Raw genomic sequence first — 13,206 nt, 5'->3', positions numbered from 1 at the left:
TTCCGTCTCAGGCCGTGCTCGCTGCCGGCGCGCCCCGCAGGGCGGCGGCGAGGGCGTCGACGACCCGCTCCTGGTCGACGTCGCTGAGCCCCGGGTACAGCGGCAGGGAGAGCTGCTGCTCGTAGAAGGATTCGGCGACCGGGCAGGACCCGCGCCGGTAGCCGAGGTCGGCGAAGGCGGGATGCCAGTGCACCGGGATGTAGTTGACCTGCACGCCGATTCCGGCCGCCCGCATCCGGTCGTAGACCTCGCGACGCCGCCCGTCGAGCACCCGGACCGGGTAGAGGTGCCAGGCCGGCCGGGCCCAGGACCGGCGGGCCGGGAGCAGCACCCCGGGCAGGTCGGCGAGGGCCTCGTCGTAGCGGCGGACCAGGCGTTCCCGGGCGGCGAGGAAGTCGCCGAGCCGGCGCAGCTGGCTGCGGCCGAGCGCGCAGAGCACGTCGGGCAGTCGGTAGTTGAGACCGAACTCGTGCACCTCCTGGTGCCAGCCGCCCTCGTCCGGCCGGCGCTGCTCGGCTCGGTCGCGCACCAGGCCGTGGTTGCGGAACCGGCGGGCCCGCTCCAGCACCGCCGGGTCGGTGGCCGCGACCGCGCCGCCCTCGGCGGTGGTGAGGTTCTTCGTCGGGAAGAACGAGAAGGTGGTCAGGTCGGCCAGCGAGCCGACCGGCCGGCCGTGGTAGGCGGCGCCGATCGAATGGGCGGCATCGGCGAGCAGCAGCGCGTCGCTGCCCGCGAGGGCCAGCCGCAGGGCGTCGTAGTCGGCGGGGTGGCCGGCGTAGTCCACCGCCGACACCACCCGGGTGCGGGAGGTGACCGCGGCGGCGGCCGCCGCCGGGTCGAGGGTCAAGGTCTCCTCCTCGACGTCGGCGAAGACCACCGTCGCGCCGAGGGCCATGGCGGTGCTGGCGGTGGCGGCGAAGGTCATCGGCGGCACCACCACCTCGTCGCCGGGACCGACCCCGGCCGCCGCGTACGCGGTGTGCAGCGCCGCGGTGCCGTTGGACACCACCGCGCAGCCGACCCCGCCGGTCCAGCGGGCCAGGTCGTCCTCGAACGCCGCCACCTGCGGGCCGGTGGTGAGCCAGTCGCCGCGCAGCACCTCGGCGACCGCGGCGACGTCCTCCTCGACGATGGACTGACGGCCGTACGGGAGCATCGTCACGCGCTGATCCCCAGCATCTCCCGCAGCTGATCCGGGCTGAGCCACTGGTCGTTGCGGTCCGACTGGTACGCGAACCCGTCCGGCACCGGCTCGCAGCCAGCCGGCGGCTGGTAGCCCCAGGTGGCGATGGTCGGCTGCACGATGAACCGGTCGGCCGCGCGCAGCGTCCGGCGGCTGTCGTCCGGCGCGATCATCTCCTCGTGCAGCTTCTCGCCCGGGCGGATGCCCACCTCGTGGGTGGTGGCGTCCGGCGCCACCGCCTCGACCAGGTCGAGGATCCGCATGCTGGGGATGCGCGGGACGAACAGCTCACCGCCCTGCATCTGGTCGAACGAGTCGAGGACGAACCGGACGGCCTGGTCCAGGGTGATCCAGAACCGGGTCATCCGCTTGTCGGTGATCGGCAGGCTCTTCCCCTCGGCGGCGAGCCGGCGGAACAGCGGCACCACCGAGCCGCGGCTGCCCATCACGTTGCCGTAGCGGACCACGGCGAAGCGGGTCGGGTGGTGCGCGGCGTAGTGGTTGGCCGAGACGAACAGCTTGTCGCCCACCAGCTTGGTGGCGCCGTACAGGTTGATCGGGCTGGACGCCTTGTCGGTGGAGAGGGCGATGACCTTCCGCACCCCGGCCTCGATCGCCGCGTCGACGACGTGCTGCGACCCGGTGATGTTGGTGGCGATGAACTCCGAGGGGTTGTACTCGGCGGTGTCGACCTGCTTGAGGGCGGCGGCGTGCACCACGTGGTCGACGCCGTGCATCGCCCGGGTCAGCCGGTGCCGGTCCCGGATGTCGCCGATGAACCAGCGCAGTCGCGGGTCGTCGCCCAGTTCCTGGCGCAGCTCGTACTGCTTGAGCTCGTCCCGGGAGAACACCACCACCCGGGCCGGCGCGGCCTCGGCGAGGACGTGTCGGAGGAAGGTCTTCCCGAAGGAGCCCGTCCCCCCGGTGATCAGAATGGACGAACCATTCAACGCGCTCAATTGGTGCTCCGTTCCTGGTCTGCTGGATGCGTTGGCACGCTAGGTGCGGTCGGTAAACATCTCGACGCCCGATGATGAACTCCGGTGGCAGGCCGGATGAATGCCGATCGCCTTGCGGGCAAACACTTTTTCCCAGTTCATCGCCCTGATGGACGGGACTTTTCCTCGGCTACACTCGGCCGTCGACCCGGCCGTGCGAGCCGGTGGGTGAGGAGAGCCGCAGTGGAACTTGAACAGCTCAGGACCGTCTTCCGAAACGCTCTGGAATTGCCAGATGAATTTCCGGTGGACGAATTGGAATATCGCGGCAACGAGAAGTGGGACTCGCTCGCGCACATGTCGCTGGTCGCCGCGATCGAGGACGAGTTCGGGGTCATGCTCGACACCGACGAGGTGATCGACCTCAGCTCCTTCGACCGCGCCCGGCAGATCCTGGAGAAGCACGGTGTCGTCCTCGCCGACTGAACCGGCCCCCGCGCGGTACGCGCTGGTCACCGGGTCCACGCGGGGGATCGGCCGGGCCGTCGCGGCCCGCCTCGCCGCCGACGGGTACGCGGTCGCGGTGCACGGCCGTACCCTCGGCGCGGCCGAGGAGGTGGCCGCGGCGCTGCCCGGCGGGCCGCACCTGGCGGTGGCCGGCGACGTCGCCGACCCCGAGCAGGTACGCGCCCTGGTCCGGACCGTGTTCACGCGCTGGCGGCGGCTGGACGCCCTCGTCGTCAACGCCGGCGTGCACGAGGCCGGGCTGCTCGGCTCGGTCGCCGACGCCACGATCGACCGGCTCTTCGCGGTCAACGCGGCCGGCGCCGCGCACACCCTCCAGCAGGGCGCGCGGCTGCTGCGGCGCGGGCAACGGCCCGCTGCGGTGCTCACCGCCTCGCTGGTCGGCACGGCCGGCGCCGCCGGCCAGGCCGTCTACGCGGCCAGCAAGGCCGCCGTCGAGGGGCTGACCCGGGCCGCCGCCAAGGAACTCGGTCCGGTCGGGATCCGGGTGAACGCCGTGGCGCCCGGGTTCATCCGTACCGACCTGCTGGCCGACCTCGACGACGACGGCCGCAAGGCCCGGGCCGCGGCCACCCCACTCGGTCGGCTCGGGGAAGCGGAGGAGGTCGCCGAGGTGGTCGCGTTCCTGCTGTCCCCGGCGGCGAGCTTCGTGACCGGTCAGGTCGTCGGGGTGGACGGCGGGCTCACCCCGTGACCGGCCTGCTGCATCCCGACGCCCGCCTGGTCGACGCGGCCGGCGCCACGCTCGGCGGCGCCGCGCTGCGCGACCGGGTCGCCGACCTCGCCGCCGCGCTGGACCGGCAGCCGCCCGGTGTGGTGCTGGCCGCCATGCCGACCACGGTGGACGCGATCCTGCGCTTCCTCGCCGCGCTGCGCGCCGGCCGGCCGGTCGCGCTGGTCGACCCGCGCACCGGCGCGGACCGGCTGGCCGACCTGGCCGACCGGTTCCGCCCGGCAGTGCTGCTCACCGGCGGTGAACCGGTGCCCGGCTATCGACCGGGCACCGACCCGCGGCTGGGCGACCACCAGCGCCGGGCGGGAGAGCCGGGACCGGCCCCCCACCCCGACCTGGCCCTGCTGCTGACCACCTCCGGCTCGACCGGCAGCCCGAAGCTGGTCCGGCTCTCCCGTACCGCGGTGCTGGCCAACGCGGCGGCGATCGCCACGGCGCTCGGCCTGGACGGCGACGAGGTGGCGCCGACTAGCCTCCCGCTGCACTACACCTTCGGGCTGTCCGTGCTCACCAGCCACCTGCACGCCGGGGCCAGCGTGCTGGTCGAGGAGCACCCGCTCACCGCGCGGGACTTCTGGTCCGCCGTGGACCGGCACGGGGTCACCTCGCTGGCCGCGGTGCCGTACCAGTACGAGATGCTGCGCCGGCTCCGCTTCGACCCGGCCCGCCATCGCCGGCTGCGGACGCTCACCCAGGCCGGCGGCCGGCTGCACCCCGACCTGGTCGAGGACTTCCACCGGCGGATGGCCGCGGTGGGCGGCCGTCTCTTCGTCATGTACGGGCAGACCGAGGCGACCGCGCGGATGACCGTCCTGCCCGCCGACCGGCTGCCCGAGAAGCTCGGCTCGGTCGGCCGGCCGGTGCCCGGCGGCGCGGTCGCCGTCGACCCCGGCGACCGGCGCGAGACCACCGAACCGGGACGGACCGGCGAGATCGTCTACCGCGGACCGAACGTGATGATGGGGTACGCGGAGACCGCCGCCGACCTGGCCCGCGGCGACGACCTGGGCGGCGTGCTGCGCACCGGCGACCTGGGCCGGCTGGACGCCGACGGCTTCCTGCACGTCACCGGCCGGACCAAGCGGATCGCCAAGGTGTTCGGGGTGCGGGTCAACCTCGACGACGTCGAGCGGTCCCTCGGACACCACGGCCCGGTCGCGGCCGTGGCCGGTGCGGACCGTCTCGTGGTGGTCGCCGAGGGCGCCGACGACGACCGGCTGGCCCGGATCCGTGCCGAGGTCGCCGAGGGGCTGGGCACGCACTCCTCCGGGGTGCTGGTGCGCAGCGTCGACGCGCTGCCCCTGACCGCCACCGGCAAGCCCGACTACCGAGCCCTGGAGGACCAGTGCTGACCGACGTGTTCACGCTGACCCAGCCGGAGAAGGAGAAGCGGCTGCGCGACGAGCTGACCGCGCTGGTGGACCACCACCGGCGGGCCTGCCCGCCGTACGCCCGGATCCTGGACGCCCTCGGCGCGAGCGGCGACGCGGCGACGGTGGCCGACCTGCCCTGGCTGCCGGTCCGGCTGTTCAAGACCCGGACGTTGGTGAGCGTCCCGGAGGACCAGGTGATCCGGGTGCTCACCTCCAGCGGCACCACCGGCGAGGTGAGCCGGATCCACCTGGACCGGGAGGCGGCGGCCACCCAGTCGCGGATGCTCGCCCGGACCCTCGCGACCGTGCTCGGTCCGCGCCGGCTGCCGATGCTGGTGGTGGACCGCGCCGGGGTGGTGGGCGACCGCCGCTCCTACTCGGCCCGGGGCGCGGGCGCGCTGGGCATGGTCAACTTCGGCCGGGACCACCTCTGGCTGCTCGACGCCGACGACCGGCCGGACGTCGACGCGCTGCGGGCGTTCCTGGACCGGCACGGCCGGGAGCCCTTCCTGATCTTCGGGTTCACCTTCATGGTCTGGACCTACCTCTACGAGGTGGCCCGCGCGCACGGGCTCGACCTGTCCCAGGGCATCCTGGTGCACTCCGGCGGCTGGAAGAAGCTCGTCGACCGGGCCGTGGACAACGCCGAGTTCCGCCGCCGGCTCGGCGCGGACACCGGCCTGACCCGGATCCACAACTTTTACGGCATGGTGGAGCAGATCGGCACGGTCTTCCTGGAGGGCCCGGAGGGCGGCTCGCTCTACTGCCCGGACTTCGCCGACGTGATCATCCGCGACCCGGTGACCTGGCGGGAGGCCCCGGTCGGCACGCCGGGGGTGATCGAGGTGGTGAGCACGCTGCCCACCTCGTACCCGGGGCACGTGCTGCTCACCGAGGACCTCGGCGTGGTGCACGGCGTCGACGACGGGCACTGGCCCGGCAAGCGGTTCAGCGTGCTCGGCCGGCTGCCCCGGGCCGAGGCCCGCGGATGCAGCGACACCTATCAGGGAGGTACGGAGTGACCGTGCGGATGCGTTTCCCGGCCGGCGGGACGGTGCCGGTGGCGGACCTGCTGGCCCCGGACGGGGCGGAGCCGCTGACCGTGGGCGACCCGAGAATGGTGGACTTCCTGGCCGCGGTCTCCGGCCGGCTGCTCGCCCCGGCGCTGGCCCGGCGGCACCCGGAGCTGGGGTCGCTCGGCTTCTTCCTGCGCCGCCGGGAGCTGCTGCGCGCCGTCGACCGGCTGCGCGGCACGCTCGGGCCGGGCACCCTCGCCTTCCCCCGGGGCCGGGTGTTCCACGTCCCGCCGGCCAACGTCGACACCATCTTCGTCTACTCGTGGGCGCTCTCCGCGCTGGCCGGCAACACCAACGTGGTCCGGGTCTCGCCGCGCTCGGCGGCCGCCGCTGACGCCGTGCTGGAGGCGCTCAACGCCGGCCTCGCCGAGGCCGACCCGGTGATCGCGCGGACCCAGCGCATGGTCACCTACGGCCACGATGACGCGGTGACCGCGCGGCTGAGCGCCGCGTGCGACCTGCGGGTCATCTGGGGCGGCGACCGGGCGGTGGAGAACCTCCGGCGGCATCCGCTCGCGCCGGCCGCCCGGGACCTCACCTTCCCGGACCGGTCGTCGTTCGCCGTGCTGTCGGCGCCCGGCTGGGCGGCGGCCTCGCTGCGGCGGCGCCGGGACGCGGCCATCGGCTTCGCCAACGACGCGTACTGGTTCGACCAGGCGGCCTGCGCCTCGCCGCGCACGGTGTTCCTGGTGGGCGCGGCCGAACCGGCCGAGCAGGTGCGTGCCGAGTTCGTCGCGCTGCTCGACGAGGTGGTCCGCGAGCGCGGCTGGGACGTGGACGCGGCGATGGCGGTGGAGAAGCGGGTCGGCGCGTACGGGCTGGCCGCCGACGGGGGAGTGCGGCGGATGCAGTTCCACCGCAACGCGCTGGCCACACTGGAGCTGACCGACGTGTCGGCCACCCCCCGGCACTGGCTGGGCGCCGGCACCTTCCCCTTCGTCACCGTGCCCGAGCTGGCGGACCTGGTGCCGTTCGTGCGGCGGCGCGACCAGACCCTCACCCACTTCGGCTTCGTCCGCGACGAGCTGGTGGAGCTGGCCCGCCGGTTCGGCGGCCGGGGGGTGGACCGGATCGTGCCGTTCGGCGCCGCGCTGACCTTCGCGCCGGTCTGGGACGGGCACGACCTGCTGCGGGAGTTCGTCCGGCTGGTCACCGTCGACGGCTGACCGCCGGGCGGTCCCGGCCGGAGCGGTGTGCCGGCCGGGGCCACCGACGACGAGGGCCCGGGAAGGCGCACGCCGTCCCGGGCCCCCGTATCGCGCCGGTCAGATCTGGTCCCAGGACAGCGGGGTGCCGCGGGGCACGTCGCGGGTGAAGGTCCGGCCCAGCACCCGGTCCAGCTCGTCCGGGTGCAGGCCCCCGGCCGGCCGGATGGACCGGACGTTCGCGCCGGTCACCGGCTCGCCCGCGCGGACGTCGGCGACCACGTGCAGCGAGCGGCGGAACCGCAGGCCCTCCCGTTCCGTCGGGGTGGGGCCGACCACCGCGCTGCCCAGCGCGGCCCAGGCCCGCTCGGTCTCCACCCGCAGCGCGGCCAGCTCCGCCGGTTCCAGCGAGAAGTCCGAGTCCACGCCGCCGTCGGCCCGGGACAGGGTGACGTGCTTCTCGATCAGGCAGGCGCCCAGCGCCACCGAGGCCACCGGCACGCCGATGCCCGGCGTGTGATCGGAGAGCCCGACCGGCAGGCCGAACGCGTCGGCCAGCACCGGCACCCGGCGCAGGTTGCTGTCCTGCGGCGGCGCCGGATAGGAGGCGGTGCAGGCGAGCAGCACCACGCCGTCGGCGCCGCCCTCCCGGGCCGCCCGGACGGCGGCGTCGATCTCGGCCAGGGTGGCCATGCCGGTGGAGATGACCAGCGGCTTGCCGGTGCTCGCCACCAGCCGGATCAGCGGCAGGTCCACCAGCTCCGACGAGGCGATCTTGTACGCCGGCGCGCCCAGCTCCTCCAGCAGCGCCACCGCCGTGTGGTCGAACGGCGACGAGAAGACGGTCAGCCCGTGCCGGCGGGCCCGCTCGAAGATCGGCCCGTGCCACTCGTACGGCGTGTGCGCGCGCCGGAAGAGCTGGTAGAGGTTCTCCCCGCCCCACAGGTCGTGCCCGTCGGAGATCCGGAAGGCCGGGCCGTCGTGGTCGATGGTGATCGTGTCCGGGGTGTACGTCTGCAGCTTGAGCGCCTGCGCGCCGCTCTCCGCCACCGCGTCCACGATCCGCAGCGCCCGGTCCAGGTCGCCGTTGTGGTTGCCGGACATCTCGGCAACCACGAGCGGCGGCTCGCCGGGGCCTACCAGGTGCGGCCCGATCTTCACTGTGCTGGTCATGTTCCCCTGCTCACTTCCGTCCACACCACCTGGTGCGGCGTACCGTCGATCTCCCGCTGGTAACGGCGGACGATCCGGAAACCGAAGCGCCGGTGCAGCGCCAGCACCGGCGTGTTGTCGGCGAGGGTCTCCCCGCCGAGGGTCCGGGCCCCGAGCACCTCGAAGGCGTGCGCGATCGCCGCCCGCTGCAACCCCAGCCACGCCGGCAGCAGCTCGCCGCGCTCCTCGAGACCGTCGATGTCGAGATAGAAGCCCCAGGTCAGCGTCTTCTCCGCCGACGTCACGCCGGTGAAGGTGACCACGCCGGCCGGGCGGCCGTGGTGCAGGTGGACGAGCACCCGCCGGTCCGGGTCCACGCGGACCGCCTCCCACCAGGCGAGGTGCTCCTCCGGGCCGATCTCGTGCCGGGTCAGGCTCACCCCGCGCACCTGGGGATGGTTGCGCCAGCGGCGCATCCGGTCGAGGTCCCCGGTCCCGGCCGGGCGCAGCGTCGCGGTCACTGCCGCCCCGCCAGCGCGCCGGGCTGCCCCGCGGGCACGGCCACCGCCGCCGGCTCCGTCGACGCCGTCGTGGCGGGTGCCGGCCGGGCGGGGCGCAGCCGGCCGGCGATCCGGTGCGCCGCCCGCAGCGCCGCGTACGCCAGGTAGCTGTCCGCCGCGACCAGGCGGTGCTTGAGCCCGCCCACCCCGCCGGGGCGCGGATAGCCGCCCGCCGGCCGGTAGCGGCGGTAGTGCCCGGCCAGCCGCCGGAAGAACGGGCGGCGCAGCTCCGCCGGCATCCGGTGGTCGTTGCCGACCACGACCAGCAGGTGGCTGACCATCAGCGCGAACAGTTCGGCCCGCAGGCCGGCGTCGGCCGGGTGGGTGGCCGACAGCCACCCGAAGAGCCGGTCGTACTGGTCGAACGCGTCGAAGTGCCGGTCGCTGCGGGTGGAGGTGATCGCGCCGGGCCGGCCCTGGCGGTAGCGGTAGCAGATCCGGTCCAGCACCGCGATCCGCTCCGCCGCGATCAGCAGCGGGTGGCTGAACGGGATGTCCTCGTACCAGCCGGGGTGGAAGCGCAGGCCCAGTTCGGTCAGGAAGGCCCGGCGGACCACCTTGTTCCAGGCGGTGTGCTGGACCCGGAGCAGCTCGGGCCGCTCGGTCAGCCCCACGCAGCCGTCCACCCCGCGCAGCAGCGGGCTGCTGGCGTCGGGCTCCAGCCGGCCGTCGTGGTGCACCCGGAGGTGGTCCAGCAGCAGCACGTCCGGCCGGTCGGCGCGCAGCCGGGCCAGCACCGCCGGCACCGAGCCCGGCGGCAGCCAGTCGTCGCTGTCCACGAACCAGACGTACCGGCCGGTCGCCTCGTCCAGGCCGGCGTTACGGGCCAGGCCGAGGCCCACGTTGTGCGGCAGCGCCACGATGCGCACCGCCGGCCGGTGGGCGGCGTACGCCCGCAGCATCTCCCCGCACCGGTCGGGCGAGGCGTCGTCGACCGCGACCAGTTCGACGTCGGCCGCGTCGGCGGCGCCGAGGCCGCCGAGGATCGAGTCGAGGCACTGGTGCAGGTGCGCTTCCACGCCGTGCACGGGCACGACGACACTCAGCAGTGGGTGTCGAGTCTCGGTGACCACCCGGACACGATCGAGGCTCCGGGTGGACGGGCCCGAAACCTGACGTTGCCCCCGGAGGTGAGCTGGCTGAACACCCTCCCAGCGGCGGGTTAACGGCCGAGCAACCGCCGCACCCGGCCGTTCACCGCCTCCTTGACCCGGGTGTGCAGGCGGATCCCGCGCAGCGCGGCGACCTCCCGCTGGGCATCGGTGTGCTGGTCGCGCAGCCACTGCAGGCGGGTCTGCAGCTCGTCCCAGCCGAGGGTGTGCAGCGGCCGGACCGCCGGCGGGAACGACGTCTCCCGGACCTGCCGGTCGAAGCGGGCCGCGCTGTCCCCGTCGGCGAACGCGTTGCCCAGGTCGTGCCGGTCGAGGAAACGGATCATCGCCTCGAAGCGGGCCTTGTGCCCGTCGTTGAGCGCGGTGTAGTCGGCCTCCGCGTAGAGTTCGGCGGCGTCGACGTCGGCCGGCACGTCCCCCATGATCCGGTGGGGGATGCCGAAGTAGCGGGCCAGCTCCAGGGTGCGGGAGTCGTGGGCGAAGAGGTATCCGGGGGTGCCCGCCTGCAGCGCGGTGATGGTGCCGTGGATCCGGGTGCCGAACGCGAAGTCGAAACCGGAGAGGTAGTCGATCCAGGTCCACGGGTCGACGAACATCCGCACCCTGTCCTCGAGGAAGAGCGGATGGGTGCTGTGCACCGGCATGGCGCTGCTCTTGCCCCGGTGCTCCAGGGCGTCCCCGTAGAGCAGGGTGCCCAGGGTCCGCAGGTCCTGCGGGAGGTAGCGCAGGTTCGGGTAGCGCTCGTGGTGGGCCGTGACGATCTTGGCCATCGACTTGACGTACGGCGAGATGGTCAGGGCGACCCGGTCCTCCCGGTCCAGCGCCGCCTTGCCCTTCTCGATGCGCAGGCTGTCGCCGTGCAGGAACATCGACGGGCAGCCGATCTGCTCGACCGCCGAGAAGCCGAGCGCGCGCAGGTAGTCCTCGGTGACCTCGCCGCGTACGCCGATGGTGTGCGAGCGGTCCAGCACCGCCCGGCAGAAGGCCTTCACCGCGTCGTCGATCGGCCGCAGGTACTCCCGGTCGCCGTGCACGTTCGTCTGCGCGCCGACGCCGAGCACCACCACCGGTATCTTCAGCTTCTCGATCATCCGGGTCATCGACTGGAGTCGGTCGACGTAGCTGCGCCGGAACGCGTTGGCCAGCGGCACCACGAAGACGTCGTACCGCTCGTTGAGCTCCCGCGGGTCGTACGAGTCGGCCCGGAACTCGGTCGGGGTGATCTCCGCGGTCGAGGTGGCGAGCAACTTGTGGGCCGCGTGGCCGAAGACCAGGTTGCCGTTGTTGTCGCCGATCCAGTTCCGTTCGAAGGTCTCCTCGGGGCTGACCACGTCGAACGGGCCCTTCCGGGCACGCAGCAGGATCCGCTGGTGCATGGCGGTGTCCACCTCTCGTCCTGGGCACCGTGCGAGCGGCCGGCGGACCGCCCCCCGTGTCGTGCTGAACTGCAAGAAAAACGCAAGAAACAGGGAGTGTAGTGCATCGACACCCCCCGGCGGCTCCCCCGCGCGGATGAGTTTTCCCGGTTCGGACGGCACGCCGGTAGGGTCGCCGGAATGACCGCTGCCCCGCCGCCGGCCCGTCCGGCCCGGCTGCCCTCGCTGACCGGGCTGCGCTGGATCGCCGCCCTGCTGGTCTTCGGCTTCCACGTCGGCACCATGCGGATCATCGCCGAGCCCGACGTCAAGGCGGTGGTGGACAAGGTGTTCGCCCTCGGCCTGTCCGGGGTGGAGTTCTTCTTCGTCCTCAGTGGCTTTGTGCTGGTCTGGTCGTACCGGGACGGCGAGCCCCGGCGGACCTTCCTGCGTCGCCGGCTGGCCAAGATCTACCCGAACCACCTGGTGACGTTCGTGGTGGCGCTGGCCGTCGCGTTCTGGTTCGCCGACCCGGTCCCGCCGTGGGCCGCGCTCGGCAACCTCTTCCTGCTGCAGGCCTGGATCCCGCTCGACGGCTACTTCTACAGCGTCAACAACGTGAGCTGGTCGCTCTCCTGCGAGCTGGCCTTCTACCTCTGCCTGCCGTTCGTGCTGCCGCACCTGCGCCGCGCCCGGACCGGCCTGCTGTGGGCGGCGGTGGTCGCCGCACCCCTGCTCATCCTGGCCCTCTGGCCCGGCCAGCTGCTGGTGCCGGAGGAAGGCCGGTGGTGGTTCACCCAGATCTTCCCGGTCGTCCGGTCGCTGGAGTTCTGGATGGGCGTCGCCGCGGCCGAGCTGATGCGTCGGGGCCGCTGGCGGGGGCCGAACCTGACCGTGGCCAGCCTGCTCTTCGTCGTCACCTGGGCGGTGGCCGCGCAGTGGATCCGCGCCGAGTTCTGGGCGGCCCTGCTCGCGGTCGCGTACCTCCTGGTCATCACCGCCGCCGCGGACGCGGACGTGCGCGGTCGGCGGACGCCGTGGCGGTCCCGCCCGATGGTCTGGCTCGGTGAGGTTTCGTTCGCCTTCTACCTGGTGCACGTCCTGGTGATGCGGACCGTGCTGCGGCTCACCGGCGACTGGGGGGAGGGCCTGCGCGGCTGGTGGGGGCCGCTCTTCGCGCTCGGCTTCCTGCTGGTCAACCTGCTGCTCGCCGCCGCCCTGCACCGGTGGGTGGAGCTACCGATCATGCGCCGACTGGGATCGTCCCGTCGGGTCCGCGCGCGGGCCGCCGCGCCGTCGGTCCCGGCCCCCGCCGGGCCGGTCGCGCTCCCCGCCCCGCCGCGCCCCGTCGAGTACGCCGGCCGGCGCGACCGGGCCTGAGCGGAGCCCGCCGCCGCGCCAAGATGGGCACTGATTCACGGAAAGCGTGGCCATTCCACGCCCGGAGGCCACTCTTTCCGTGAATGAGGCGCCTCGGAACCTGCGTGCGGCGGGGTGATGTCCACAGTGGGCGGTGTGGTGGACGAGGGTGGCGCGACACGCCGTTCGACGGTGCGAGCGTGGCGGCGGCGGCGGTAGGTTGGAGCCGTGCTCCCGATTGCGCTCACCTGTCCCGTGTGGTGGGTGGCGCGCTGGACCGCCCGCATGCTGGCCAGCCTGGCCGTGGTCGTCGCCTTCTCGCTCGGTGCCGCCTCGCTGCCCGTCGGCGCGACCGCGCACGCCGCGCCCCGGCCATCCGGTGTCCCGGCCGAGCACGTCGTCCAGGGCGGTTCCGCCCTTCCCGGCGCCGCCCACCGGTCGGTGATCCGCCGGTCCGACCCCGTCGGACGGACCGTGGGATCGGACCTGGCCGCGACCGTCCCGGCCGGCGTGCCGGCGTCGCCGCAGCGCCCGGTCCGGGTGGTCCCGGTCGACCGGGAGCAGGTCCTGGTCGGGGCGGTCCCGGCGACCGTCGGCTCCCGGGCCCCGCCCGCCCGCTGAACGTCGGGCGGCTCCGGCCCACCCTCGCCGTACCACCGAACCTCACCCCCGCACCCGCCCGGCGGCGGCCCGGC

The 13,206-nt window shown here is 73.8% G+C and carries 13 protein-coding genes; 7 read left to right on the top strand and 6 right to left on the bottom strand.

What is annotated here, in order from left to right:
* Positions 1 to 7: 7 nt before the first annotated feature.
* Both ACZ6S5_RS19500 and pseB read right to left on the bottom strand, forming a co-directional pair.
* Complete coding sequence (locus ACZ6S5_RS19500) at positions 8 to 1,156, bottom strand: DegT/DnrJ/EryC1/StrS family aminotransferase (protein WP_466002336.1); 1,149 nt, start codon at positions 1,154 to 1,156, stop codon at positions 8 to 10.
* 2 nt (positions 1,157 to 1,158) lie between these two features.
* On the bottom strand, positions 1,159 to 2,142 hold the full coding sequence (pseB, locus tag ACZ6S5_RS19495) for a UDP-N-acetylglucosamine 4,6-dehydratase (inverting) (RefSeq protein WP_466002260.1): 984 nt from the start codon (positions 2,140 to 2,142) through the stop codon (positions 1,159 to 1,161).
* A gap of 222 nt (positions 2,143 to 2,364) precedes the next feature.
* Here pseB and ACZ6S5_RS19490 point away from each other — a divergent pair, with 222 nt between their 5' ends.
* The 5 genes from ACZ6S5_RS19490 to ACZ6S5_RS19470 are packed head-to-tail and all read left to right on the top strand — an operon-like array spanning position 2,365 to position 6,994.
* On the top strand, positions 2,365 to 2,607 hold the full coding sequence (locus tag ACZ6S5_RS19490; protein WP_466002258.1) for an acyl carrier protein: 243 nt from the start codon (positions 2,365 to 2,367) through the stop codon (positions 2,605 to 2,607).
* Positions 2,588 to 3,340, top strand: a complete 753-nt coding sequence (locus ACZ6S5_RS19485; protein ID WP_466002256.1) for an SDR family NAD(P)-dependent oxidoreductase — start codon at positions 2,588 to 2,590, stop codon at positions 3,338 to 3,340. The genes ACZ6S5_RS19490 and ACZ6S5_RS19485 overlap by 20 nt, the downstream gene beginning before the upstream one ends.
* On the top strand, positions 3,337 to 4,731 hold the full coding sequence (locus ACZ6S5_RS19480; protein ID WP_466002254.1) for an AMP-binding protein: 1,395 nt from the start codon (positions 3,337 to 3,339) through the stop codon (positions 4,729 to 4,731). The genes ACZ6S5_RS19485 and ACZ6S5_RS19480 overlap by 4 nt, the downstream gene beginning before the upstream one ends.
* Positions 4,725 to 5,774 carry a LuxE/PaaK family acyltransferase gene (locus tag ACZ6S5_RS19475; protein ID WP_466002252.1) on the top strand — a complete coding sequence of 350 codons (1,050 nt, stop codon included), beginning with the start codon at positions 4,725 to 4,727 and terminating at the stop codon, positions 5,772 to 5,774. The genes ACZ6S5_RS19480 and ACZ6S5_RS19475 overlap by 7 nt, the downstream gene beginning before the upstream one ends.
* Positions 5,771 to 6,994, top strand: coding sequence for an acyl-CoA reductase (locus ACZ6S5_RS19470; protein WP_466002250.1), 1,224 nt, complete (start codon positions 5,771 to 5,773; stop codon positions 6,992 to 6,994). The genes ACZ6S5_RS19475 and ACZ6S5_RS19470 overlap by 4 nt, the downstream gene beginning before the upstream one ends.
* 99 nt (positions 6,995 to 7,093) lie before the next feature.
* On the opposite strand, the gene pseI is transcribed toward ACZ6S5_RS19470, so the two are convergent.
* The 4 genes from pseI to ACZ6S5_RS19450 all read right to left on the bottom strand — a co-directional run bounded on the left by pseI (position 7,094) and on the right by ACZ6S5_RS19450 (position 11,173).
* Positions 7,094 to 8,146, bottom strand: a complete 1,053-nt coding sequence (gene pseI / locus ACZ6S5_RS19465; protein ID WP_466002249.1) for a pseudaminic acid synthase — start codon at positions 8,144 to 8,146, stop codon at positions 7,094 to 7,096.
* Positions 8,143 to 8,646, bottom strand: coding sequence for a GNAT family N-acetyltransferase (locus ACZ6S5_RS19460; protein ID WP_466002247.1), 504 nt, complete (start codon positions 8,644 to 8,646; stop codon positions 8,143 to 8,145). The genes pseI and ACZ6S5_RS19460 overlap by 4 nt, the downstream gene beginning before the upstream one ends.
* Positions 8,643 to 9,758 (bottom strand): glycosyltransferase family 2 protein, encoded by a 1,116-nt coding sequence (locus tag ACZ6S5_RS19455; RefSeq protein ID WP_466002245.1) that lies wholly within the window; start codon positions 9,756 to 9,758, stop codon positions 8,643 to 8,645. Before ACZ6S5_RS19455 ends, ACZ6S5_RS19460 begins: the two co-directional genes overlap by 4 nt.
* An 89-nt stretch (positions 9,759 to 9,847) precedes the next feature.
* Positions 9,848 to 11,173 (bottom strand): polysaccharide pyruvyl transferase family protein, encoded by a 1,326-nt coding sequence (locus tag ACZ6S5_RS19450; RefSeq protein WP_466002334.1) that lies wholly within the window; start codon positions 11,171 to 11,173, stop codon positions 9,848 to 9,850.
* Positions 11,174 to 11,353: 180 nt separating this feature from the next.
* Between ACZ6S5_RS19450 and ACZ6S5_RS19445 the strand changes: the two genes are divergently transcribed.
* Both ACZ6S5_RS19445 and ACZ6S5_RS19440 read left to right on the top strand, forming a co-directional pair.
* Entirely contained in the window at positions 11,354 to 12,532 is a 1,179-nt protein-coding gene (locus ACZ6S5_RS19445) for an acyltransferase family protein (protein ID WP_466002243.1), read from the top strand.
* A 243-nt stretch (positions 12,533 to 12,775) separates the two neighbouring features.
* Complete coding sequence (locus ACZ6S5_RS19440) at positions 12,776 to 13,132, top strand: hypothetical protein (RefSeq protein ID WP_466002241.1); 357 nt, start codon at positions 12,776 to 12,778, stop codon at positions 13,130 to 13,132.
* Positions 13,133 to 13,206 lie beyond the last annotated feature (74 nt).

The sequence above is a fragment of the Micromonospora sp. NPDC051924 genome (assembly GCF_055586005.1).
The sequence above is the reverse complement of the archived record's forward strand: the minus strand, read 5'-3'. Positions and strand labels throughout refer to the sequence as shown.

Excerpts from the sequence above, each read along its gene's own strand:
- ACZ6S5_RS19500 (WP_466002336.1), bottom strand. The coding sequence starts at position 1,156 with ATGCTCCCGTACGGCCGTCAGTCCATCGTCGAGGAGGACGTCGCCGCG.
- ACZ6S5_RS19445 (WP_466002243.1), top strand. The coding sequence starts at position 11,354 with ATGACCGCTGCCCCGCCGCCGGCCCGTCCGGCCCGGCTGCCCTCGCTG.
- pseI (WP_466002249.1), bottom strand. The coding sequence starts at position 8,146 with ATGACCAGCACAGTGAAGATCGGGCCGCACCTGGTAGGCCCCGGCGAG.
- ACZ6S5_RS19450 (WP_466002334.1), bottom strand. The coding sequence starts at position 11,173 with ATGCACCAGCGGATCCTGCTGCGTGCCCGGAAGGGCCCGTTCGACGTG.